Here is a 22,752-nt window from a genome sequence, read left to right on the forward strand (position 1 = left end):
ATGACGATCAGGGACGAGGCGACGCGCCGTCCGCCCCGTCGTCGAGGAGCGCCTGCGCGGCGGCCGCCTCCGCTCCGGGAAGCTGGGCACCGACGGCGGCACCCGCCACGGCATCGGCCGCCTGCTCCTCCGCGCGGACCTCGGCGTCGGCCTCTCCCGTCACCACGACCGGAGACGACCCGGTCAGGGCCGCTTCCGCGTCGAGGTCGGTCGCCGCCTGCTCGAACTGCGACTGGTACAGCCGCCAGTACGCGCCCTGGGCGGCGATGAGCTCGTCGTGCGTGCCCTTCTCGACGATGTCGCCGTGCTCCATCACGAGGATGAGGTCCGCGTCGCGGATGGTCGACAGCCGGTGCGCGATGACGAACGAGGTGCGCCCCTGCCGGAGAGCGGCCATGGCGTTCTGCAGCAGCAGCTCGGTGCGGGTATCGACCGCCGAGGTGGCCTCGTCAAGGATGAGGATCGACGGCTGCGCCACGAACGCCCGGGCGATCGTGATGAGCTGCCGCTCACCGGCCGAGACATTCGACGCGTCCTCGTCGAGCACGGTGTCGTACCCATCCGGAAGCGCGTGCACGAAGCGGTCGACGTAGGTCGCCCGCGCGGCGGCCAGCACCTCCTCGTCCGTCGCGGTCGAGCGTCCGTAGCGGATGTTCTCGCGGATGCTCCCGGCGAACAGCCAGGGGTCCTGGAGCACCATGCCGGTGCGGGACCGGAGGTCGTCACGCGTGATGGTCGAGATGTCCTGACCGTCCAGCGTGATCCGTCCGCCGCTGAGTTCGTAGAACCGCATGATGAGGTTCACGAGCGTCGTCTTGCCCGCACCCGTGGGTCCGACGATCGCGACGGTCTGCCCCGGCTCCACCCGGAACGACAGATCGGTGATGAGCGGACGCTCCGGCGAGTAGGAGAAGGAGACGTTCTCGAACTCGATCACGCCCTCCCCTTCGCGGAGAGCAGGGGCGTCGGGGCCGTCGGCGTCCTGCTCATCGGCGTCGAGCAGGTCGAACACCCGCTCCGCCGAGGCGGTGCCGGACTGCACGACCGCGGCCATGCCGCCCAGCTCGGACAGCGGCTGCGTGAACTGCTGCGAGTACTGGATGAACGCCTGCACGTCGCCGAGCCGGAGCTGCCCGCTCGCGACCATGAGCCCGCCGAGCACCGCGATGCCGACGTAGGTGAGGCTGCCGACGAAGGTCATCGCGGGCATGATGATGCCCGAGAGGAACTGCGCCTTGAAGCTCGCCTGGAAGAGCTCCTCGTTCTCGGCCTTGAACTTGTCCAGCGCGTCCTGCTCGCGGCCGAACACCTTGACCAGCGCGTGGCCGGAGAAGGCCTCCTCGACCCGGGCGTTGAGCCGGCCGACCTTGCGCCACTGCGTGCCGAAGGCCTTCTGCGACCGCGGTCCGATGACGCCGAAGATCACGCCCATGAGCGGAAGCGCCACGAGGGCGACGAGGGCGAGCTGCCACGAGATCGAGAACATCATCACGAGCACGCCGATCACCGTCAGCACGGCGGTCAGTGCTCCCGACAGCGACTGCTGCATGGTCTGGGTGATGTTGTCGATGTCGTTCGTCACCCGCGAGATCAGCTCGCCGCGCTGCACCTTGTCGAAGTACGCCAGCGGGAGCCGGTTGATCTTCGCCTCGACGGCCTCGCGCAGCCGCCACATGGTGCGCACCATGATGACATTGATGACGTATCCCTGCAGCCAGCTGAGGAACGCGGCCACGACGTAGATCGCGAGAACCGCGGCGATCACCCAGCGCAGCGCGTCGAAGTCGATGCCGTCGCCGACCCGGAAGTCGCCGAGCGCGCCCACCTGGTTGGCGAAGTCGTTCTGCCCGGCGTCCCGCAGCGCGTCGACGACGACGTCCTGCGGGGTCCCGGCCGGGAAGCCGGGGAAGTCGCCGGTGGGCTGACCGAGCTGGATCGAGATGAAGCCGCGATAGACGATGTTCGTCGCCTCGGCGAGCACCTTCGGGGCGGCGACGGTCAGCACGACCCCGATCGCACCGAGGATCGACACGAAGACGAACCACACCGCGGAGGGCTTGAGCAGCCCGATCATCCGCGCGAAGCTCGGGCCGAAGTTGTCGGCCTTGCCCGGCGCGACGCTGTCCCAGTCGCCGGAGTTCTGCCGCGCCTGCTCGGCGAGCTCCGCCTCGTACTGCTCCTCGGCGGTGAGCTCCCGCTCGACCGTGGGCGCGGCGGCCGCGCCCCGTCCGCGACGGCGCCGACCCTGGTTCCCTGAGCGTGTCGAAGGGTCCTGCTCGCTCATGCGTCCACCCCCAGCTGCGACTCGACGATCTCGCGATAGGTCTCGCTGGTCTCCAGCAGCTCCTCATGGGTGCCGACGCCGACCATGGTGCCGCCCTCGAGGACCACGATGCGGTCCGCGTCGGTGATCGTGGAGACGCGCTGCGCGACCACGATCTTCGTCACGTGCGGGAGCTCGCGCCACAGCGCCTGCCGCAGCCGGGCATCCGTCGTGAGGTCGAGCGCGGAGAAGGAGTCGTCGAACACGAGCACCTGCGGCCGGTGCACGATGGCCCGCGCGATCGCCAGGCGCTGGCGCTGACCGCCGGACACGTTCGTGCCCCCCTGGGCGATGCGGGAGTCGAGGCCGTCCGGCATCTCCTCCACGAAGTCGCGACCCTGGGCGATCTCCAGCGCGTGCCAGAGCTCCTCGTCGGTGGCGTCCTCGCGGCCGTAGCGCAGGTTGGACGCGACGGTGCCGGTGAAGAGGAAGGGACGCTGCGGCACCAGGCCGATGCTGTCCCACAGCGCCTCGACGTCGGCCTCGCGGACGTCTACGCCGCCGACGTGCACGGATCCGCCGGATACGTCGAACAGGCGCGGGATGAGCGAGACGAGCGTGGTCTTGCCCGACCCGGTGGAGCCGACGATCGCGACGGTCTCGCCCGGCTCCGCGGCGAAGCTGATGCCGGTGAGGACGGGGGCGTCGGCGCCGGGGTACGTGAACTCCACGTCGTCGAACGCGACGGCACCCGGGGTCGGGAAGACGGTGACGCCGTCCACCGGGCGGGTCATCGTGGACTCCGTGTTCAGCACCTCGCCGATGCGCTCGGCGGAGACCGCGGCGCGCGGGATCATCATCGCCATGAAGCTCGCCATGATGACGCCGCCCATGATCTGGCCGATGTACTGCATGAAGGCGAACAGGGTGCCCACCTGCACGGTGCCGTTGTTGACCTCGATGCCGCCGAACCAGATGACGGCGACGACCGTCACGTTGAGGATGAGCATGAAGAGCGGGAACAGCAGCACGAACAGCGAGCCGACTTTGCGGCCGACGACCATGATGTCGGTGTTCGCGCCGCGGAAGCGCTCCTCCTCGATGCGCTCCCGGACGAAGGCCCGCACCACGCGCACGCCGGTGAGCTGCTCGCGCATGATGCGGTTCACGTTGTCGAGCTTGCCCTGGTAGCTGCGGAAGAGCGGGACCATCCGGCCGATGACGAGCGCCGCGAGGACGAGGAGCACGGGGACGGCGACGGCGATCAGCCAGCTCAGCTCGGCGCTGGTGCGCACGGCGAAGATGATGCCGCCGATCGCGAGCAGCGGAGCGGTGACGAGCATGGTCGCGCCCATCATCGCCAGCATCTGCACCTGCTGCACGTCGTTCGTGTTGCGGGTGATGAGGGATCCGGCACCGAACTGCGAGACCTCGCGCTCGGAGAAGCCGCTCACCTTGCCGAACACGTCGGCGCGGATGTCACGGCCGGCGCCCATCGCGGCGCGGGCGGCGAAGAAGGTCGCGATGACCGAGGCCACGATCTGGCCGAATGACACGGCCAGCATGAACAGGCCGGTGCGCCAGATGTACGCGGTGTCGCCCTGCGCGACGCCCTTGTCGATGATGTCGGCGTTGAGGTACGGCAGGTAGAGGGTGGCGGCCGCGCTGGCGAACTGGAAGACCAGCACGGCGACGAGGAGCCACTTGTAGCGTGACAGATATCGGAGGAGGAGTTTTCCCAGCACAGGCGTACTTTCTCGGAAGGAGGAGGCGGCGGGTCTCCCGGCAGACGGATGCCGACCGACGACCGGCCATAGGACAGGGTGCCACGAAGCGGCGACATTCGGATCCCCCTCCGGGAGGACCTTCGCTCACAGCGAACCGGTGCCGTGTCACCCACGTCTTTCTGCACGCAGGCGATCAATGGCCGCCCCTAGAGAACTGAGGCGCGCGTCAGAACAGCGCGGGCTGCGGAACGTAGTCGCGGGCAGGCGCCCCGGCGTCGGGGCCGAGCTCGGCGAGGGAAGCCGGCTGCCACCGCGGGTTGCGATCCTTGTCGACGAGCTGCGCGCGGATGCCCTCCACCAGGTCGGGGTGTTCGTTCACGAACCAGAGCACCCGCCGGTACTCGCCCTCCAGCGCGGCGCGGAGCCCGGTCATCTCCCGGGCCTCCCGCACGGCGTCGAGCGTCACGACGAGGCCCGTCGGAGCCAGATCGTCGAGCAGGTCGGCGACGGCCGCCGCTTCCTCGGTGCCGAGCGCGCGGAGCCGCTCGAGGATCTCGGGCACGGTCGGGGCGGCGAACGCCTCGTCGATCCACTCCCGCGCGGCGGGAAGCGAGGACGGCTCCGGCGTCTCGTCGAAGAGCAGGACGATCTCGCTGGGACTCGTCGGGTCGGCGCGGTAGGCCAGAGCCTCGCGCAGCGCGTCGAGGCGGTCGGAGGGGACGAAGTGATCCGCGAAGCCCGCGTACACGGCGTCGGCACCGTTCATCGTGGCCCCGGTGAGGCCGAGGTACTCGCCGAGCCGTCCCGGCGCCTGCCCCAGCAGCCAGGTGCCGCCGACGTCGGGCGTGAAGCCGATCCGGGTCTCCGGCATGGCGAGCTTCGAGCGTTCGGTGACCACGCGGATCGCGGCATGCCCTGCCAGACCGATACCGCCGCCCATCGTGATCCCGTCGGCGAGCGCGACCACGGGCTTCGGGTACTCCGCGATCATGGCGTTCATCGCGTACTCGCCTCGGAAGAACTCCGCAGACTGCTCCGGATGGCCGGACGTGATCTGGCCGTGCAGGCGACGCACGTCGCCGCCCGCGCACATGCCGCGCTCCCCCGCGCCGTCGATGAGGACGATCTGCACGTCGGAGTCGTCGCGCCAGGCCACCAGCGCCTCCGTGATGGTCGCGATCATGTCCTCATCGAGCGCATTGATCGCCTCGGGGCGGTTGAGCGTGAGCCGCCCGAGCGCTCCTTCGGTGCGGATGAGGACACGGGGCGCGGCGGGGGTATCGGTCACGGGTGCCAGGCTACCCCGTCGCGTGCGGCCGGATTCCGCACGAAATGCGGGTTCCGGGGCGGTTTTCCGGCAGGATAGGAGGAACTGTTCATCGCAACGAGAGGTCCCGGATGCCCGAAGGACAGGTGCTCGAGTTCACGAATGTGACGAAGCGCTTCAACGAGGTGACGGCCGTCTCGGATTTCTCCGCCCGTGTCGAGCCCGGCGCCGTCACCGCCTTCCTCGGCCCCAACGGTGCCGGCAAGACGACGACCCTGCGCATCCTGCTCGGCCAGGTGCGCGCCACGTCCGGCACCGCCACGATCGGCGGGGCCGCCTACGCCGAGCTGCGGCAGCCGCTGCGCACGATCGGCGCCGTGCTGGAGGAGACGGCCTATCGGCCGCGCCGCACGGCGAGCCGTCAGCTCACCATCGCCGCGAAGGCCAACGGCATCCGCCTGGCCCGCGTCGACGAGGTCATCTCCCTCGTCGGCCTGGAGGGCGAGGCGGACACGCGCATCGGCGGGTTCTCGCTCGGCATGCGCCAGCGCCTCAGCGTCGCCCACGCGCTCCTCGGCGACCCCGGCGCCCTCGTCTTCGACGAGCCGGCGAACGGCCTCGACCCGGAAGGCATCCGCTGGATGCGGCTGCTGATGCGTCGCCTCGCCGACGAAGGGCGCACGGTGCTGGTCTCCTCCCACGTGCTCAGCGAGATCGAGCAGGTCGCCGACCACGTGCTCGTGCTCTCCAAGGGACGCCTCGTGCTGTCGAGCGGCATCGAGACGCTGGCCGATCCGGCCGGCGGCTCCGTGGTCGTCGACTCGGCCGATCGCCCCGGCCTCACGACCGCGCTGGTCGCCGCCGGGTTCGACATCGAGGTGCTCCGCTCCGGGCTGACCGTGCGCGGGACCGACGCCAGCCGCGTCGGCGCCGTCGCTGCGGAGGCCGGTATCGCTCTCAGCACGCTCGTGCAGCGTGGCCCGACGCTGGAGGACGTCTTCATCGACCTCATGCGGGGCGGCCGCTTCGACACCGCCCCGGCGCTCGATCAGACGGAGGCTCCCGCCGAGGAGGATCCCGAGTCCGCGACCGCCGCCGAGGCTCCGGCAGAGGAGTCTCCGACGGACGGCCCGTCGACGGATGAAGCCGCCGGGACCGCCGCTGCGGCTCTCGCAGCCGGCGGCACCGCCGCGCTCGCCGACGACCTGACACCTCAGGCCACGGGCCCTGTCACCGCCGAGACGATCGCCGACGACACCGCTCCGACCGACGAGGCGGATGCCACCGCGGACGAGGATGCGACCCGGGCCCTTCCCGTCGTCTCCGCCGACGACGCGACCCGGATCCTGCCCGTGGTCGACGCGACCGCAGACGCGCAGCCCGCGGATGCGGATGCCGACGCGGAGGCCGAGGACTCGCCGTCGTTCGACGACATCCTCTTCGGTGCGCCCGCGCCCGTCGCCGAGTCTCCGCGGCGGTCCTTCGCCGCCCTGTTCGCAGCCGCGTCCGCAGACGCGGAGACCGAGTCGTCCGCGCAGCCGGCGGCGACGGACGCTCCGGGCGAGACCGAGGGCGAGACCGGGACCGAGTCCGAGTCCGAGTCGCCGTCGACGACCGACGAGACCCCCGCCGAGACCCCCACCGAGGCCGTCGGCTCGGCTGCCGATGCACCGGACGACAGCACGAGCACCGACGCGCCCGACAGCGCCTCCGGTGACGAGGAGCCAGCGGGCGTGGAGTTCTTCACCGGCTTGGACGCCTCGTCGGCGGACGAGGAGACCGCCCCGTCCGAGGACATCGCCGAAGCCGCAGCGCAGGGTGAGGACGCCTCTCCTGCGTCCGACGACGACCCGCGATCGGCCGCCGTGAGCTCGATGCTGGCCGCCGCCGCACGCGCCTACTACGAGGACGAACCGCGCGACTACCCGCTCGCTCCGACGGAGGAGACGTCGTCCGGCGAGGGGGCTCCGCAGGACGAGATCGCGAGCGACGAGTCTGCAGACGACACGGAGACCCCGGCGGAGCAGCACGCCCCCGCGGACGACCGTGGGGACGAGCACCACGACGAGCACCACGGCTGAGCCCCCGCAGCAGAACGCCCTCCCGGTCGACCGGGAGGGCGTTCTGCATCCGGGATCAGGCCGGACGTGGTCGGATGACCGGGCGCCGACTGCCCTTCGACACCGGGGTCGGAGCCGTGGCGACGATCTCCTCGACCGTCGTGGGCTCCTCGGACACCGGGAGGCGCAGCGCCTGCGTCAGCGCCAGGCCGTGCCGTGTGGTCAGGATCAGGCGGTTGTACTGCGGATCGCCCTCGAGATCGACGACCACGCTCGGACGTCGACGGCGGATCAGCACGAAGTCGAGGCTCCCCGCGGCCTTCCAGCTTCCGGCGGCCAGCACGCCCGGGATGTGGGTACCCGGATTCGGGACGCCGCGGAGCCAGGTCCAGGCGTCGTCTGTCAGCTGGACCTTGGTGATCGTGTCGCGCACGATGCGGACGTTCTCGCGGTGGAAGGTGGCGGCACGTTCGATGGGCGAGAGCACGACCTCGAGTTGCGTCTGGTCCAGCAACAACGTCACCATGCCCCCAGTCTGCCAGCGCCGTCCTCCCGGTTGGCTGGAAGTTGCTCACAGGAACGCAACGATCCCTTGTCGGATTCCCTCAGTCCTGCCCTCACGACTCCTTCGCGAGGACAGGCTCCCACGCACGAACAGGCGCTGCCGCGGGCGGAAGCCTGGCTCCGCGCGAAGGCCTGTTGCCGACGGCCTTCGGGCCTGCAGGCGTTCGTGGGAGATCAGGCAACGGGGTCCAAGGGTGCCTGCCCCCGCGCGGCTGCCTGTTCTCACGCGAACGAACTACGCGAACGAGCAGCGGGGGCAGCGGTCAGGGGCGCGCGGTCTGGGCGGCCTGGGCGGCGTGCGGCAGGGCGGCCTCGATGCGCTGGAGCTCGTCCTCGCCGTGCGCGGCGGTGAGGAACCAGGCCTCGAAGACGCTCGGCGGCAGCGCGACGCCGTGCTCGCGCATCGCGTGGAAGAACGCCGCGTACCGGAACGACTCCTGCGCCTGCGCCTCGGCGTAGTCGCGCGGGGCGGAGGCGCGGAACGAGGCGCTGAAGAGGTTGCCGGCGGAGGCGAGGGCGTGGGTCACTCCGGCCTCGGCGAGTGCGCGGTCGAGAGCCGACGAGACCCGAGCGGCTGCGGCGTCGACGGTCGCGTAGACCTCCGGCGTCGCGAGGCGGAGCGTGGCCAGGCCCGCGGCCACGGACAGCGGGTTCCCGGAGAGCGTCCCCGCCTGGTAGACGGGGCCGAGGGGCGCCAGGAGGTCCATGACCTCGGCACGGCCACCGAGCGCCGCCAGCGGCATACCGCCGCCGACGACCTTGCCGAAGGTGAGGATGTCGGGAAGGTAGTCCTCCCCCGCCTGCGCCTGGAGGCCCCAGAAGCCGGCCGGGTGCACCCGGAAGCCGGTGAGGACCTCGTCGAGGATCATGAGGGCGCCGTGGGCGTGCGCGGTCTCCGCGATGAGGCGGTTGAAGCCCGGGAGCGGGGGCACCACGCCCATGTTCGCGGCCGAGGCCTCCACGATGACGGCCGCGATGCGGGGACCGTGCTCGGCGAAGACGGCGGCGAGCGCCTCGGGGTCGTTGTAGCGGATCACGAGCGTCTGCGCGGCGATCGGTGCGGGCACGCCGGCAGAACCGGGTAGCGCGAGCGTGGCGACCCCGGAGCCCGCCTCGGCGAGCAGGCCGTCGGAGTGGCCGTGATAGTGGCCGGCGAACTTCACGAGCAGATCGCGGCCGGTCGCACCGCGGGCGAGGCGGATCGCGGTCATGGTGGCCTCGGTGCCCGTCGAGACGAGACGGACGCGCTCCACGGGACGGATCTCGCCGAAGCGGACGCGGTCGGCGATGAGCGCGGCGAGCTCGACCTCCCCCTCGGTCGGAGCGCCGAAGGAGAGCCCGCGGGTGGCGGCCTCCTGCACGGCGGCGACGACCTCGGGCTGCGCGTGTCCGAGCAGTGCGGGACCCCAGGAGGCGACGAGGTCGACGTACTCGCGACCCGCGGCGTCGGTCACGGTGGCGCCGCGCGCCGAGGCGATGAACCGCGGCGTCCCGCCGACCGACCCGTAGGCCCGCACCGGAGAGTTCACCCCGCCGGGGATCACCGCACGGGCGGCAGAGAAAAGGTCGTCATTGCGGTCGGTCATCGAGGCTCCTCCGTGATGCACGGAACTCTCCCGGCATCCCTTCCAGGCTAACCCGCCGCGTCTCCCCCGGAGGCCGCCGGCCGACGAAGGCTCAGCCGCGCAGCCAGCGGGCTGCTTCGGTGGCCCAGTACGTCAGCACCGCGTCGGCGCCCGCCCGGCGGATCGACAGCAGCGACTCGAGGACCGCGGCGCGCCGATCGATCCATCCGTTCGCGGCGGCGGCCTCGATCATCGCGTACTCGCCCGACACCTGGTACGCCCAGACCGGGACGGTCACGGCGTCGCGCACCTCGCGCAGCACGTCGAGGAAGGCCATCGCCGGCTTCACCATGACGATGTCCGCGCCCTCGTCCTCGTCGACCAGCGCCTCCCGCACGCCCTCGCGACGGTTGCCGGGGTCGAGCTGATACGTGCGGCGGTCGCCCTGGAGCTGCGAGTCCACGGCTTCGCGGAACGGGCCGTAGAACGCGCTCGCGTACTTCGCGGCATACGCCAGGATCAGGGTGTCGGTGAAGCCCTCGGCGTCGAGCGCCTGACGGATCACGGCGACCTGGCCGTCCATCATCCCGGACAGCCCCAGCAGCTGCGATCCCGCGCGCGCCTGGGCGAGGGCCATCGAGGCGTATCGCTCCAGGGTCGCGTCGTTGTCCACCGAGCCGTCGGCGGCGAGGACGCCGCAGTGCCCGTGATCGGTGAACTCGTCGAGGCAGAGGTCGGTCTGCACGACGAGCGCGTCGCCGACCTCGGCCGCCAGCGCCTCGGTGGCGACGTTCAGGATGCCCTGCGGGTCGTCCGCGCCGGAGCCCCGGGCGTCGCGCACGGCGGGAACGCCGAACAGCATGACCCCGCCGATCCCGGCCTCCGCGGCCTCCACGGCCGCGGAACGCAGCGAGTCGATCGAGTGCTGGGCGACGCCGGGCATCGACCCGATGGCGACCGGCTCGCTGATCCCTTCGCGGACGAAGAGCGGGAGCACGAGCTGACGCGGCTCGAGAGAGGTCTCGCGCACGAGGTCGCGGACGGCGCGCGACTGACGCAGTCGGCGCAGGCGGATGTCGGGGAAGCTCACGGCGCGAACTCGTCTGCCGCATGCGGAAGGGTGAACTGCGACACGGCCTCGATCAGCGCATCGATGGTCTGCCGATCGGCGACCACCGAGACGGGCAGGCCGGCGCGCTCGGCGTCCTTCGCCGTCCGCGGGCCGATCGCCGCGAGCAGCGTCTCGTCCGGGATCTCGGGGAACTGCTCCCGCACCTGCTCGGCCACCGAACCGCTGGTGATGAGGATCGCGTTGATCCGGCCGTTCTCGACGTCGCGCCGGATGCGCTCCGTCACCGGAACGCCGACCGTGCGATAGGCGACGACGCCGTGCACGTCGTGTCCCGCCTCGGACAGCAGGATGCTGAGGACGGGCTTGGCGATCTCGCTGCGCAGCGCCAGGATGCGGCGCGGCTCGTGCTCCAGAGCGATGAGCTGCTGCGCCATGCCCTGCGCGGAGTTGTCCTGTTCGGGGACCAGGGCCACCTCGTAGCCCACGGCCTGCAGCGCCGCGGCCGTCGTCTCCCCCACGGCCGCGATCTTCGTGGTCTTCGGCACGACGGCGCGGTGGGCGAACAGCACGTCCACCGTGGTCGCGCTCGTGACGGTCAGCCAGTCGAACTCGCCGGCCGCGAGCTGCTCCAGCGCACGGTCGAGGGTCGCCTGATCCGTGGTCGGAGCGAAGTTGATGAGCGGGGCGACGACGGGGACGGCGCCGAGAGCGCGGAGGCTCGCGGCGACGCTGTCGCCCCAGGGGCCGCCACGGGGCACGAGGATGCGCCAGCCGTCCAGCGGTCGGTCCTGCTTGCTTTCAGAAGTGGTCATGACAATTCGGATTGCTCTTGAGGGACGAGGTCGGCCGCCCCTTGATCGAGCAGCCGACGGGCAACAGCGAGCCCGAACTCACGCGCTGCGTGCATCGGGTCTGCACCATCGGCAGCATCCGCACCATTGCCACTGCCGTTCCGATGAATATACTCCCCGTTCAGGGCTTCCGTGACGTCCAGACCGATCCGCCGACCGCCGTCCGGGGCGTAGACGACCGTCCTGACGCGGATCTCGGAGTCCTGGACGACGGCGTGCGCCGCCATGGGGGCTTGACAACCGGCATCCAGTCCCTCCAGGATGGCGCGCTCGACGGTGATCGCGAGCCGCGTCTCCCGGTGATCCAGCGCCGACAGCGCCGTGCGCAGCTCCTCCGGCGCGTCCGCCCGTGTCTCGACCGCCAGGGATCCCTGGCCCGGAGCGGTCGGCCATTCCGCGAGGCCGAGCTCCTCCCGATGCAGCGGCGAATCCGTGCCGAGTCGCGAGAGGCCGGCGGCGGCGAGGATCACGGCGTCCAGCTCTCCGGAGGTGACGCGCGCGAGGCGGGAGTCGACGTTGCCGCGGATGTCCACGACGTGGGCGCGAGGCGCACGGCGGTGGACCTGGGCGATACGTCGCGGCGACCCGGTACCCACGGCGCTCCCTGCGGGCAGCTCGTGCAGGGGGATGCCGTGTCGGGTGAGCACGACATCGCGAGCATCCTCCCGTCGGGGCGTCGCCGCGATGACGAGCGACTCCGGCACCGCGGTGGGGAGGTCCTTGAGGGAATGCACGAGGAAATCGCACTCGCCGGCGAGGAGGGCTTCGCGGAGACGGGTGGCGAAGATGCCGAGGCCGCCGATCTCCGACAGCGAGGCGCGATTGGTGTCGCCCTCGCTGGTGATCGGGACGAGCTCGACGCGGCGGCCGGTGACCTTCTCGAGCGCGGCGGCGACGTGACCCGACTGCGCCTGCGCGAGCGCGCTGCGGCGGGTGCCGAGACGGATGGGGGTGCTCATGGCGCTTACTGCAGCACGTCCGCGATCTCGTCGAAGCGCAGGCGGCGCCCCGTGTAGAAGGGCACCTCCTCCTTCACGAACATGCGGGCGTCGGTGTAGCGGAGGTCGCGCATCATGTCGACGAGGTCGGTCAGCTCGTCGGCTTCCAGCGGCAGCAGCCACTCGTAGTCGCCGAGGGCGAAGGAGGCCACCGTGTTCGCGATGACGCCGGTGAACGCCGCACCCTTGCGCCCGTGGTCGGCGAGCATCGCGCGACGCTCGCTCTCCGGCGCGAGATACCACTCCGGCGTGCGGACGAACGGGTAGAGGCAGAGCCAGTCCTTGGGCTCGATGCCGCGGAGGAAGCCGGGGACGTGCGCGCGGTTGAACTCCGCGTCACGGTGGACACCCATGACGTTCCACACCGGGAGGAGCGAGCGCAGCATCTCGGTGCGGCGCAGGCGGCGGAGAGCCTTCTGCAGCTCCTCGGCGGTGGCGCCGTGCAGCCACACCATGAGGTCGGCGTCGGCCTTGAGCCCGGAGACGTCGTAGAAGCCGCGGACGGTGACGCCGGAGTCCTCGACGTGCGAGACGATCGACTCGAGCTCGGTCGCATCGTTCTCGGTGACGGGGGCGTCAGGATTGCGTCGCCAGACGGCCCAGAGGGTGTAACCGGACGGGTTCTCTTCGCGCAGGTCGGACATGATCCCAGTCTGCCCCCTTTGCGGAGGCGCCGCTAATCAGGGGAATACTGCCCCCGCCCGAGGGCGGTGCGGGGGGTGGCTCAGCGCGCGATGGCGCGGGCGATGGCCCACACGGCCCCGCCGACGGCGGCGGCGATCCCGACCGTCGCGGCGATCGCGGCAGCGGGATTGCGGTCCGCGAACGCACGCGCCTTGACGGCGGCGCGCGCCGACGCCTTCTCGACGCGCCGCGGGATGTTCCCCTTGACCTCGATGGCGGCGAGGGCCGCCTTCAGCTCGGCGCGCGCGGAGGCGACGGGGTCGACGATTCCCGCGGGGACCGCGGTACGCGGCAGCGACTCAGGGGTGCTCATCGCCGGCCTCCTTCACGATTCGGATGTCTTCGGCCACGGCCTGCGCGGGGTTCTGGCGACGGAGCACCTTGCGGAACTTCAGGATGCCGAGCAGTGCGAACAGCAGCACGGCGATGATGAGGATGCCGAACACCGCCAGCGCGGACAGCCACACCGGCCACCACGACGACAGTCCCGCGATCGCGAAGACGAGGATCACGGGCACGGCCCAGAACAGGAAGAACAGCGCGACGAGGAACCAGACGGAGCCGACCCCCGCGTCCTTCGCCGTGCGCGACACCCACGCCTTGGCCGCGTCGATCTCGGCCTTGACGAGATTGGTGACGAGCTCCGGCAGGTCGCCGAGCAGCGTCAGCAGACTGTCGTCGGCGCGATCCCGATATCCGCGGGGCATGTCAGTCGTCGGACTTCCGCGGGGCGGGCTTCTTCGCGGCCGGCTTCGCCGCGGCGGGCTTCTGGGCCTCGGCGGCGCGCTCCTTGACCTCGTCGACCGCGTCCTCCGCGGCGTCCGAGATCTCCTCGGCCGCGTCCTTGCCGGAGGCGATGACGGCATCGAGCTTCTGCCCGGGGGTGCCGTCCCCGGTGACCGACTTCACGATCTTCACGGCACCGGTCCAGACGGCTCCCGGGACCGCGGCGGCCTTGTCGCCGACGAAGCCCTTGACCTTGTCGACGCGCTCCTGCACGGGGTCGGTGTTCCAGACCTTCAGCCACTGCGTCTTGATCTGCTCGTAGCGCTCGCGTCCTGCGCGGGTGCCGAGCACATAGCCGACGCCGAGTCCGACGACGAGTCCGATCTTCCCCTTCATGGGGTCTCCTCACGTTGTTCCGGCTGTGGTCCGTCCCGGGGGACGCCGATCGCCCGCGTCTCCACCGCGATCAGGTACCCAGCGTAACGCCGTATGCCGATTTCGGCATCAATCGATCAGAGGGTTGACACAGAGGCGTCGAGCGCACTCGCGCGTGCTCGGCGGACGCTCAGTCCCAGAGGAGAGCGCGGCGCAGGCGGTCCGCCTCCTCCGCAGCGTCGGGCACGACCTGCGCGAGCCCCGTGCCCGCGAGCCAGGCACCCACAGCGGCCAGTCCTGGCACGGCCTGCACGGCCTGACGCGCTGCGGCACGCCGCTCCCCCGAGCCGATGATCGACGCGGGTTGCGCCTGAACGAAGCGCCCACGATGACCCGCCACGACCTGGGCGGGCGACAGCGGGACGCCCAGGAGCGCCGAGGCCTCCCGGCGGGCGAGGTCGATCGCGGCCTCGTCCTCCAGCGCCGCGGTGGCCGCCGGTTCCCCCTGCGCACCGAAGGAGACGCGGACCACCTCGCGGTCGCCCGCGGCCTCCCGCACCCACGACCACTTCGCCGTGGAGTGTGTGAGCGCCTTCGCCGTGTGGCTGTGCGGAACGGTGAGCACGCCGGTGCCGCGGGGCGGGGTGCGCAGCGCGGGCGCGTCGAGCAGCAGACTGATGATCTCGATCTCGGGGGCGGGCGCGGCGTCGGCGGCCGCGAGGGCGGGTACGGCGCCCGCGAGCAGCTCCCGCGCGCCGTGCTCGGAGGTCGCGACGATCACGGCGTCGGCGACGAGCTCCGCCTCCTGGGTCGCCTCCTCCCCCTCGATCGGCTCGTCTGCGGCGGGCTCCTCGACCACGATGCGCCAGGTCGTGCCGTCGGTGGTGAGGCGACGGGCCCGGACGCGAGTACGCACGGTCGCACCGAGTTCGTCGAGGTCGGCCGCGAGGGCGTCGACGAGCACGCTCATGCCGCCGACGAGGCCCTCGACGGCGGCACCGGGGGTCTTCGCGCCGCGCGACGCACCCTCTCCGCGGAGGGCCAGCACCGCACCGGACAGCGATCCGACGCGGGTGAGGGCGGCGTTGAGCCCGGGGGCGGCGACATCGATGTCCACGTCGTCCGGGGATGCCGAGTAGACGCCCGTGGTGACGGGGGCGACGAGGCGGTCGCGCACCTTCTCCCCCATGCGCGAGGCGACGAGGCGGCCGAGGCTCAGCTGGTGCCCGATCGTGAGCGGCGGTCGCACCCGGTCGAGGTAGGCCCGCCAGGCGCCGGACCAGCCGATGATGCGGCGGACGTCGTCCTGGAACGGGTTGCCGGGGATGCCGAGGATGCCGCCGGCCGGAAGCGGAGCCGCGCCGCCGCCGGGGAGCCCGGCGAGCCACGCCCCTCCCGCCTGCGGCGTCACGACGCGGTCGGAGAGGCCGAGGTCGTCCACGAGGGCGCGGACGTGCCCGCCCTTCGTCGCGTAGCTCTCCGCCCCGGCGTCGACGACGACCCCGTCCAGGGCGACCCTGCGGATCACGCCGCCCAGGGCCTCGGACCCCTCGAGCAGCGTCACCCGCATGCCGACCTTCGCGCACTCACGGGCGGCCACCAGTCCGCCGACGCCGCCTCCCACCACGACGACGTGCTTCTGTGCGGCACGGGCGGCCAGGTCGGCCGGTTCAGCGGGTGCGGGGCGCTCAGGGCTCATGCCTCCATCCTTCCACCGCCCCTGTGCTTCGAATCGCCCGATTGGCCGGATAATCGCCGCGGATGCAGCCAGGTGCGCGATTCGAACGGAGGTCAGGCCCGACTACGCTTGCGGACCTCGCGGAGGACGATCTGCTCGGGGCAGACGGTGGAGAGGAAGTCGCCGACCGAGAGGGCCAGGCGTTCGCCGACGAGCGAGTAGAAGATGCGATTGGCGTCGCGACGCTCGCTGACGAGGCCCGCCTGCCGCAGCACACTCAGGTGCCGGGAGATGGTCGGTCCGCTCGCGGAGAACCGCGACGCGATCTCCCCGGCGGCGAGCTCCCCCTCCTTGAGGTCTTGCAGGATCTGCCGCCGGGTGGGATGGGCGAGCGCCGCGAAGATGTCGGATGCGCTGTCGGCCATGCTTGTAATATAGCACCTTCGCTAGATACAGTTTCGCCAGATAGCTAATTAGCGAAGGAGAACACCATGAAGGTCGCCATCACCGGAGGCAGTGGATTCGTCGGTCGCACCCTCGCCGATCGCCTGGAGGAGCCCGTGGTGATCTCCCGACGCTCCGGCACGGACATCACGGACGTCGATGCGCTGACCGCAGCGTTCGTCGGGTGCGACGCCGTGGCCCACTGCGCCGGGATCAACCGGGAGATCGGCGACCAGACCTTCCGCCGCGTGCACGTGGAGGGGACGGCCGCCGTCGTCGAAGCCGCCCGCCGCGCCGGTGTCCGACGCCTCGTCATGGTGAGCTTCCTCCGCGCCCGTCCCGACTGCGGCTCCGGCTACCACGAGTCGAAGTGGGAGGCCGAGGAGATCGTCCGCGGCTCCGGACTGCCGCACACGATCCTGAAGTCCGGGATGATCTACGGCCCCGGCGATCACATGGTCGACCACGTGACCCGCGCCGTCCGCACCCTCCCCTTCTTCTGGACGGTCGGCTACCGCGAACGCACCGCCCGCCCGGTCCCGGTCGAGGACGCCGCGGACGTGCTGGTGGCCGCGCTGGAGGGGCGGATCCCGGAACCGACGGTCGCGGTGATGGGCGCGGACGAGGTGACGCTCGGAGAGGCCATCCGCCGGATCGCCCGTGTCGCCGGACGCCGCCCCGCCTTCCTCCCGGTGCCGACCTGGGTCGTGCGGGTGCTCGCGCAGTTCACGGAGTGGACCATGGTCGTGCCCCTGGTGGCGAAGGCGCAGGCGCGGATGCTCGCGGAGGGTGTGAGCGAGCCGGCGCCGTGGGCTCCGGAGCCGCCGGAGGGCATCCGCCCCTCACGACCGTTCGACGACGACAGCATCCGCGCGGCACTGCCCACCGGGCGCTTCGGCCTGTCGGACCTGCGGATGGCGCGCGCGCTTCGAATCGCGTGAATGGCTGCATCTGGGCCGCAGATGCCGCAAAGCAGGCGATTCGAACGGAGGTCAGCCGGCGTGCACGAGCTCGACGATGCGCGTGAGCTGGTCGGGATCGGTCTCCGGGGGCACGCCGTGGCCGAGGTTGAGGATGTGCCCGCGGGCCGCGCGACCGCGCTCGAGCACGTCGCGGACATGCGCCTCGAGCACCGGCCACGGCGCGCCGAGGAACGCGGGGTCGATGTTGCCCTGCACCGACACGTCGGGGCCGAGGATCGCGGCGGCCTCATCGAGGGGCAGCCGCCAGTCGACCCCCACGCCGTCCGCGATGCCGTCGAGCCGCATGTCGCCGAGGAAGGGCCCGGTGCCGACGCCGAAGTGGATGGTCGGGACGCCGATGCCGTCCAGAGCCGTGCGGGAGTGCGGCGCCACGAAGGTGCGGTAGTCGGCGGGGCTGAGGGAGCCCGCCCAGCTGTCGAAGAGCTGCACGACCGCGGCGCCGGCATCGCGCTGCGTCTCCAGGAACCGCCGCGAGATCTGCGCCAGCCAGCCCGCGAGACGGTGCCAGGCCTCGGGCTCCGCATGCATCATGCCGCGGGCGCGCAGGTGCTCCTTGGACGGACCGCCCTCGACGAGGTACGCGGCGAGGGTGAAGGGCGCCCCCGCGAAGCCGATGACCGGAGTGTCGCCGAGCTCCGCGACGACGATGCCGACGGCCTCCGCGATGGCGCTGCCGTCCAGGCTCTCCGGGTCGATGGCCGTGATGCGGTCGACGTCCGCGACCGTGCGCACCGGGTTCGCGAAGACGGGGCCGCGGCCGGGCTCGATCTCGACCTCCACGCCGGCGAGACGCAGCGGGATGACGATGTCGCTGAAGAACACCGCCGCGTCGACGCCGTGCCGTCGCACCGGCTGGAGGGTGATCTCGGCGGCGAGGTCGGGGGTGAGGCAGGCGTCGAGCATCCTCGTGCCGACCCGCAGCTCCCGGTACTCGGGCAGGGAGCGGCCGGCCTGGCGCATGAACCAGACCGGAGCGGTGGCGGGGCGGTCGCCGGTGAGGGCGCGCAGCAGCGGGGCGTCGGAGAGTGCCATGCCCCCATCCTCCCATCCGGCGTATAGGGAGCAGCCGAGTCCCGGGTTCGGATGCTCGGGTACAATCGAAGGGTGCTGCTGTGTGTGACGGCGAGTCACAAGACCGCCTCCTTCGAACTGCTCGAACGCCTGAGCCGCACCCCCGACGACGTCGCTCCCACCATCGTGGGCATGGCGCCGTGCGTGCAGGGTGCCGTGGTCCTGGCGACGTGCAACCGCTTCGAGGCGTACGTGGAGATGGACGAGCCGGTGACCGCGGCCGGCGCCATCGGCGTGGAAGCCGTCATCGAGGCGGTCGAGTCCGCCACCGGCATCCCGGCTGCCGACCTCGACGGCGCCTACGCCGTGCACTCCGGTCGCCGCGTCGCCGAGCACCTCTTCTCCGTCGCCTCCGGCCTCGAGTCCGTCGTCTCCGGTGAGGGTGAGATCGCCGGCCAGGTCCGTCGGGCGCTGAAGTCGGCCCGCAAGGACGGCACCACCTCTCCCGAGCTCGAGCGGCTGTTCCAGCGCGCGAGCCAGGCGCAGCGCAAGGTCAAGAACGTCACCGCCCTCGGCCGCGCCGGTCGCTCGCTCGTGCGTCTCGCACTGGAGCTCGCCGACAGCCGCATCGCCGACTGGTCCGCCGAGCGCGTGCTGCTGGTCGGCACGGGCGCCTACGCGGCCGTCACCCTCGCGACCCTGCGCGAGCGCGGCGCCGTCGACATCTCCGTCTACTCTCCCTCCGGCCGCGCGGAGATCTTCGCAGCCAAGCACGACATCCGCCCGGTGCCGGCCGAGGAGTACGCGCGCACGGCAGCGCACTCCACGTTGCTGATCACCTGCACCACCGCGACCGAGCCCGTGCTCGGCCCGGAGCACCTGCAGCTGCCGGTCGGCCTCGCCGCCGCGGGCTGCCCCGTCGCCGCGACCAGCGGCACCACCGGGGTCCCGAGCCGGCTGGTGGTCGACCTCGGCATGCCGCGGAACGTCGACCCGGCCGTGGCTGCGCTGGAGGGCGTCGCGCTGCTCGACCTGGAGACCATCCGCCTGCACGCCCCGCTGGAGGAGCTGCAGGCGACGGATGCCGCCCGGAGCGTCGTCCGCGAAGCCGCGGAGACCTTCCACGTGGTCGGTGCCCGCCAGAGCGTGACCCCGTCGGTCGTCGCCTTCCGCTCGCACATCTTCGAGCTGCTGGAGCGCGAGATCGACCGCGCCCGTGCCCGTGGCGACGAGGACGGCAAGGTCGAGCAGGCGCTGCGGCACCTCTCGGGCGTGCTGTTGCACACGCCGACCGTGCGGGCTCATGAGCTCGCCGCCGCCGGCCGCGCGGACGAGTTCGCCGCCGCGCTCGCGACGCTGTACGGGATCACCCCTGCCGCGGACGCGGTCGAAGACGCCGCCACTGCCTGATCCGGCGGAGTGGGAGACTGGAGGCATGGCCCTTCACATCACCGGAGACACCGCCGCCGACGCCCTGCTGACCGAGAACCCGACGGCTCTGCTGATCGGCATGCTGCTGGACCAGCAGATCCCCATGGAGACCGCGTTCACCGGACCGCTCAAGATCGAGCAGCGGACGGGAGCCGCGGATGCTGCGGCGATCGCGGGCATGGCACCCGAGGAGTTCCTGGAGGCCTTCCGCCAGACCCCCGCGGTGCACCGGTTCCCCGGCTCCATGGCGACGCGGGTGCAGACCCTGTGCCAGGCGCTCGTCGACGACTGGGACGGGGATGCCGCGGCCCTGTGGACGCGCCCGTCGACAGGCTCAGGGACCCAGCCGAGCGGCGCCGAGGTGCTCAAGCGGCTCAAGGCCCTTCCCTGCTTCGGTGAGCAGAAGGCGAAGATCTTCCTCGCCCTCCTCGGCAAGCAGTACGGGTTCACCGGCGAGGGCTGGCGGGAGGCTTCGGCGCCCTACGGCGAGGACGGGTCGTACCGCAGCGTCGCCGACATCGTGTCGCCGGAGTCGCTGACGAAGGTGCGCGAGTACAAGAAGGCGATGAAGGCCGCGGCGAAGGCGGCAAAGTAGTGCAGCCGACCGGGGACGACGTCGCGGGCCTGATCGCCCGCTCCTCCCCGGCCGTGCGTCGCCGTGATGCCGAGACGCTGACCGCTCTCCTGCAGGACATCACCGGGCGCGAGCCGCAGACCTGGGGTTCGATCATCGGGTTCGGCTCCTGCCATTACCGCTATCCCACCGGGACGGAGGGCGACAGCGGCATTCTGAGCTTCGCCCCCCGGAAGGCCGCGACCACGATCTACCTCCTCGACGGGGTGGACGCCCACGCGGAGGCTCTCGGCGCGCTCGGCCCGCACACGACGGGGGTGGGCTGCCTCTACCTCAAGGACCTCGACGAGGTCGACCTCGTCGTGCTGCGCGGGATCCTCGAGCGTTCGCGCGCCTGGGTCGAGTCCGGCGGCGACGCGCGCATGCAGCTGACGGTCACGTCGTAGCTCTCGTACTCTCGCCGAGACCCCGGGTTCCCGCCGAAACCCCGGCGTGCGGACGTGCGGAGTCCGGGGTCTCGGCGGGAAGGCGGGGTCTCAGGTGGTGGCCACCCCCTCGTCAACCTGCACGCGCTGTGCGTCCGCCGCGTGACGACGCCACCGCCGATCGTGCGTCACCGTGACGACGGCGGCGGGGTGGTCCGCGAGAGCGTGCTCGAGCTGCTCCACGAGCTCGGGATCGAGATGGTTCGTCGGCTCATCGAGCAGCAGCAGATCGAATGGCGACGACAGGGCGACCGCGAGATCCAGCCGCCGACGCTGCCCGACGGAGAGAGCCCGCACGTCGCGGTCCACCTCCGACCCGCGGAAGAGTCCATGAGCCAGGAGAGCGTCCTGCGCTTCCGCCGGCGGCGTCCCGGTCCGAGCTGCGAAGACTTCGACGGCGGAACCCCGCGGGCGCGTGTCGACCTCCTGCCGGAGGAACGCGATCCGCGTCCCGTCCCCGCGGACGAGCGTCCCGGATGCGGGGAGGAGCTCGCCGGCGAGGAGACGGAGGAGTGTCGTCTTCCCGGCTCCGTTCGGCCCGATCACGAGCCACCGCGAACCGGCCTCGATCGTCCATTCCGACACGGCGAGCCGTCGTCCGGGTTCGCGGAGGGCCACGGCATCGAGCGTCAGGAGCGGCCCGCCGAGCGACTCCGGACCCTCTGCCGCGACCGTGAACCGCAGGGGCTCGGGCGGCGCCGGGCACGGGTTGTCCCGCAGCCGCGACAGCCTCTCCTTCGCCATGCGGATGCGCCCGACGGCACCGTGGTCGCGGCTCCGCGCCCGGAACGCGCCATGACCGAAGCCGTCGAGCTCGAGCTTGCGCGGGATCGCCTGCAGCCGGAACGCGTTGGCGGCGAGCAGGGACTCGGCCCGGGCGAGCTCGGCCTTCCACTCCTCGTGGCGCGCGACCGCCGCCCGGCGTTCGGCCTCGCGCGCCCGCAGGAACCCGGCGTAACCATCGCCGTAGCGACGGATCCGACCGTCCTCCACCTGCACGACGGCCGTCGCGAAACGGTCCAGGAAGTCACGGTCGTGCGTCACGACGACCAGCGCTCCCCGATGCGCCGCGAGACGGTCCTCGAGCCAGGTCAGCGCCCGGTCGTCGAGGTCGTTCGTGGGCTCGTCGAGGAGCAGCAGCTCGGCTCCGGAAGAGAGGGCGACCGCGAGAGCGAGCCGCGCCCGCTCTCCGCCCGACAGCGCGACCACCGATCGCCCGCGGTCCAGCCCGCCCACCCCGAGCTGTTCGAGAGCGGTGTCGATGCGACGGTCGACCTCGTATCCGCCGCGGGACTCGAAACGGTCCTGCAACAGGGCCACGGCGGCCATCTGCTGCGCACGCTCGGAAGGGGTCGCGGCGGCGAGGAGGTCGTACGCACGGGCGAGGTCGTGCTCCAGCGCGCGGAGGTCGCCGAGGAGCTCGTCGATGGCGTCAGTCACCGTCGCTCCGTCCGCGAACACCGGGTTCTGCCGGGCATGCGCGATCCCGCCGGGAAGGTCGAGCCGCACCTCCCCGGACGTCGGCGCGAGAACACCGGCGAGCAGATCGAGCAGCGTCGACTTCCCGGCGCCGTTGTCGCCGATGACGGCGAGGCGGTCGGCGGGGCCGACGACGAGGTCGATCCGGTCCAGCACGAGTCGGTCGGCGAATCGGACGGAGGCGGCCTGTAGCGCGCACTCGCGATGAGCGCGGGCCGAGGAGTCGGAAGGGGTCGAGAGTACAGGGAACATGAGGGATCCTCTCCCGCGGCGCACGCGCACCGCCGGGATCTGCGTCGATGACGCGGGGAACAGGAACCTCGACCGCACCCGGAGTCGGGCGCGTTCGCTCAGGACCCACCGCGGAGAAGAGCTCTCGACGCGGCGTCCCGATCTAGCGAATCAGAGTACCCACGAGGAGCGACCATAGCAGGGTCACTCCACGCCCGCCAGACCCCGCCTTCCCGGCGAGACCCCGACGTACCCCCGCCCGCGCCCCGGGGTCTCGGCGAGAA

The 22,752-nt window shown here is 71.7% G+C and carries 21 protein-coding genes; 5 read left to right on the forward strand and 16 right to left on the reverse strand.

Going from position 1 to position 22,752, the window contains the following annotated elements; translation table 11 throughout:
* Positions 1-7 precede the first annotated feature (7 nt).
* The 3 genes from AB0300_RS06290 to AB0300_RS06300 all read right to left on the reverse strand — a co-directional run bounded on the left by AB0300_RS06290 (position 8) and on the right by AB0300_RS06300 (position 5,278).
* The gene (locus tag AB0300_RS06290; RefSeq protein ID WP_366215673.1) at positions 8-2,284 is read right to left on the reverse strand and encodes an ABC transporter ATP-binding protein; all 2,277 of its coding nucleotides are present in this window, start codon (positions 2,282-2,284) and stop codon (positions 8-10) included.
* Complete coding sequence (locus AB0300_RS06295) at positions 2,281-4,008, reverse strand: ABC transporter ATP-binding protein (protein ID WP_025104863.1); 1,728 nt, start codon at positions 4,006-4,008, stop codon at positions 2,281-2,283. Before AB0300_RS06295 ends, AB0300_RS06290 begins: the two co-directional genes overlap by 4 nt.
* A gap of 208 nt (positions 4,009-4,216) precedes the next feature.
* Entirely contained in the window at positions 4,217-5,278 is a 1,062-nt protein-coding gene (locus AB0300_RS06300) for an enoyl-CoA hydratase/isomerase family protein (RefSeq protein WP_366215674.1), read from the reverse strand.
* 110 nt (positions 5,279-5,388) lie between these two features.
* Between AB0300_RS06300 and AB0300_RS06305 the strand changes: the two genes are divergently transcribed.
* A complete protein-coding gene (locus tag AB0300_RS06305) occupies positions 5,389-7,338 on the forward strand; it encodes an ATP-binding cassette domain-containing protein (protein WP_366215675.1) in 1,950 nt (649 codons plus the stop codon).
* 55 nt (positions 7,339-7,393) lie between these two features.
* On the opposite strand, the gene AB0300_RS06310 is transcribed toward AB0300_RS06305, so the two are convergent.
* From AB0300_RS06310 to AB0300_RS06360, 11 genes are all read right to left on the reverse strand, one after another.
* Positions 7,394-7,843, reverse strand: a complete 450-nt coding sequence (locus tag AB0300_RS06310; protein WP_025104866.1) for a hypothetical protein — start codon at positions 7,841-7,843, stop codon at positions 7,394-7,396.
* A 301-nt stretch (positions 7,844-8,144) separates the two neighbouring features.
* Positions 8,145-9,467, reverse strand: a complete 1,323-nt coding sequence (locus AB0300_RS06315; RefSeq protein WP_366215676.1) for a glutamate-1-semialdehyde 2,1-aminomutase — start codon at positions 9,465-9,467, stop codon at positions 8,145-8,147.
* Positions 9,468-9,558: 91 nt separating this feature from the next.
* The gene (hemB, locus tag AB0300_RS06320; protein ID WP_126894230.1) at positions 9,559-10,536 is read right to left on the reverse strand and encodes a porphobilinogen synthase; all 978 of its coding nucleotides are present in this window, start codon (positions 10,534-10,536) and stop codon (positions 9,559-9,561) included.
* Positions 10,533-11,330: a uroporphyrinogen-III synthase gene (locus AB0300_RS06325; protein ID WP_025104869.1), complete on the reverse strand. Its 798-nt coding sequence runs from the start codon at positions 11,328-11,330 to the stop codon at positions 10,533-10,535. The genes hemB and AB0300_RS06325 overlap by 4 nt, the downstream gene beginning before the upstream one ends.
* Entirely contained in the window at positions 11,327-12,328 is a 1,002-nt protein-coding gene (gene hemC, locus AB0300_RS06330) for a hydroxymethylbilane synthase (protein WP_062765555.1), read from the reverse strand. Before hemC ends, AB0300_RS06325 begins: the two co-directional genes overlap by 4 nt.
* Positions 12,329-12,333: 5 nt before the next feature.
* Positions 12,334-13,011 (reverse strand): hydrogen peroxide-dependent heme synthase, encoded by a 678-nt coding sequence (gene hemQ, locus AB0300_RS06335; protein ID WP_174235391.1) that lies wholly within the window; start codon positions 13,009-13,011, stop codon positions 12,334-12,336.
* 80 nt (positions 13,012-13,091) lie between these two features.
* Positions 13,092-13,364: a hypothetical protein gene (locus AB0300_RS06340; RefSeq protein ID WP_025104872.1), complete on the reverse strand. Its 273-nt coding sequence runs from the start codon at positions 13,362-13,364 to the stop codon at positions 13,092-13,094.
* On the reverse strand, positions 13,351-13,758 hold the full coding sequence (locus AB0300_RS06345) for a phage holin family protein (RefSeq protein WP_025104873.1): 408 nt from the start codon (positions 13,756-13,758) through the stop codon (positions 13,351-13,353). The genes AB0300_RS06340 and AB0300_RS06345 overlap by 14 nt, the downstream gene beginning before the upstream one ends.
* Position 13,759: 1 nt before the next feature.
* Complete coding sequence (locus AB0300_RS06350; RefSeq protein WP_025104874.1) at positions 13,760-14,173, reverse strand: hypothetical protein; 414 nt, start codon at positions 14,171-14,173, stop codon at positions 13,760-13,762.
* A gap of 169 nt (positions 14,174-14,342) precedes the next feature.
* Positions 14,343-15,851 (reverse strand): FAD-dependent oxidoreductase, encoded by a 1,509-nt coding sequence (locus AB0300_RS06355; RefSeq protein WP_085605593.1) that lies wholly within the window; start codon positions 15,849-15,851, stop codon positions 14,343-14,345.
* 92 nt (positions 15,852-15,943) lie between these two features.
* On the reverse strand, positions 15,944-16,255 hold the full coding sequence (locus tag AB0300_RS06360; protein WP_029989796.1) for a metalloregulator ArsR/SmtB family transcription factor: 312 nt from the start codon (positions 16,253-16,255) through the stop codon (positions 15,944-15,946).
* 66 nt (positions 16,256-16,321) lie between these two features.
* Between AB0300_RS06360 and AB0300_RS06365 the strand changes: the two genes are divergently transcribed.
* Positions 16,322-17,215, forward strand: coding sequence for an NAD(P)H-binding protein (locus tag AB0300_RS06365; protein ID WP_366215677.1), 894 nt, complete (start codon positions 16,322-16,324; stop codon positions 17,213-17,215).
* A 51-nt stretch (positions 17,216-17,266) separates the two neighbouring features.
* On the opposite strand, the gene hemE is transcribed toward AB0300_RS06365, so the two are convergent.
* Positions 17,267-18,289, reverse strand: coding sequence for a uroporphyrinogen decarboxylase (gene hemE, locus AB0300_RS06370; RefSeq protein WP_085605597.1), 1,023 nt, complete (start codon positions 18,287-18,289; stop codon positions 17,267-17,269).
* A 72-nt stretch (positions 18,290-18,361) separates the two neighbouring features.
* On the opposite strand from hemE, the gene AB0300_RS06375 reads away from it, so the two are divergent.
* From AB0300_RS06375 to AB0300_RS06385, 3 genes are read left to right on the forward strand one after another with little or no spacing between them, the layout of a single operon-like run.
* Positions 18,362-19,678 (forward strand): glutamyl-tRNA reductase, encoded by a 1,317-nt coding sequence (locus AB0300_RS06375; protein ID WP_366215678.1) that lies wholly within the window; start codon positions 18,362-18,364, stop codon positions 19,676-19,678.
* A gap of 25 nt (positions 19,679-19,703) precedes the next feature.
* Positions 19,704-20,294 carry an HhH-GPD-type base excision DNA repair protein gene (locus tag AB0300_RS06380; protein ID WP_366215679.1) on the forward strand — a complete coding sequence of 197 codons (591 nt, stop codon included), beginning with the start codon at positions 19,704-19,706 and terminating at the stop codon, positions 20,292-20,294.
* Entirely contained in the window at positions 20,294-20,719 is a 426-nt protein-coding gene (locus AB0300_RS06385) for a DUF1801 domain-containing protein (protein ID WP_217584635.1), read from the forward strand. Before AB0300_RS06380 ends, AB0300_RS06385 begins: the two co-directional genes overlap by 1 nt.
* Before the next feature lie 90 nt (positions 20,720-20,809).
* On the opposite strand, the gene AB0300_RS06390 is transcribed toward AB0300_RS06385, so the two are convergent.
* A complete protein-coding gene (locus AB0300_RS06390) occupies positions 20,810-22,489 on the reverse strand; it encodes an ABC-F family ATP-binding cassette domain-containing protein (protein ID WP_366215680.1) in 1,680 nt (559 codons plus the stop codon).
* Between the last annotated feature and the right edge of the window lie 263 nt (positions 22,490-22,752).

Origin of the sequence: Microbacterium sp. NPDC078814 (assembly GCF_040702645.1) — a bacterium.
Classification (GTDB): Bacteria; Actinomycetota; Actinomycetes; order Actinomycetales; family Microbacteriaceae; genus Microbacterium.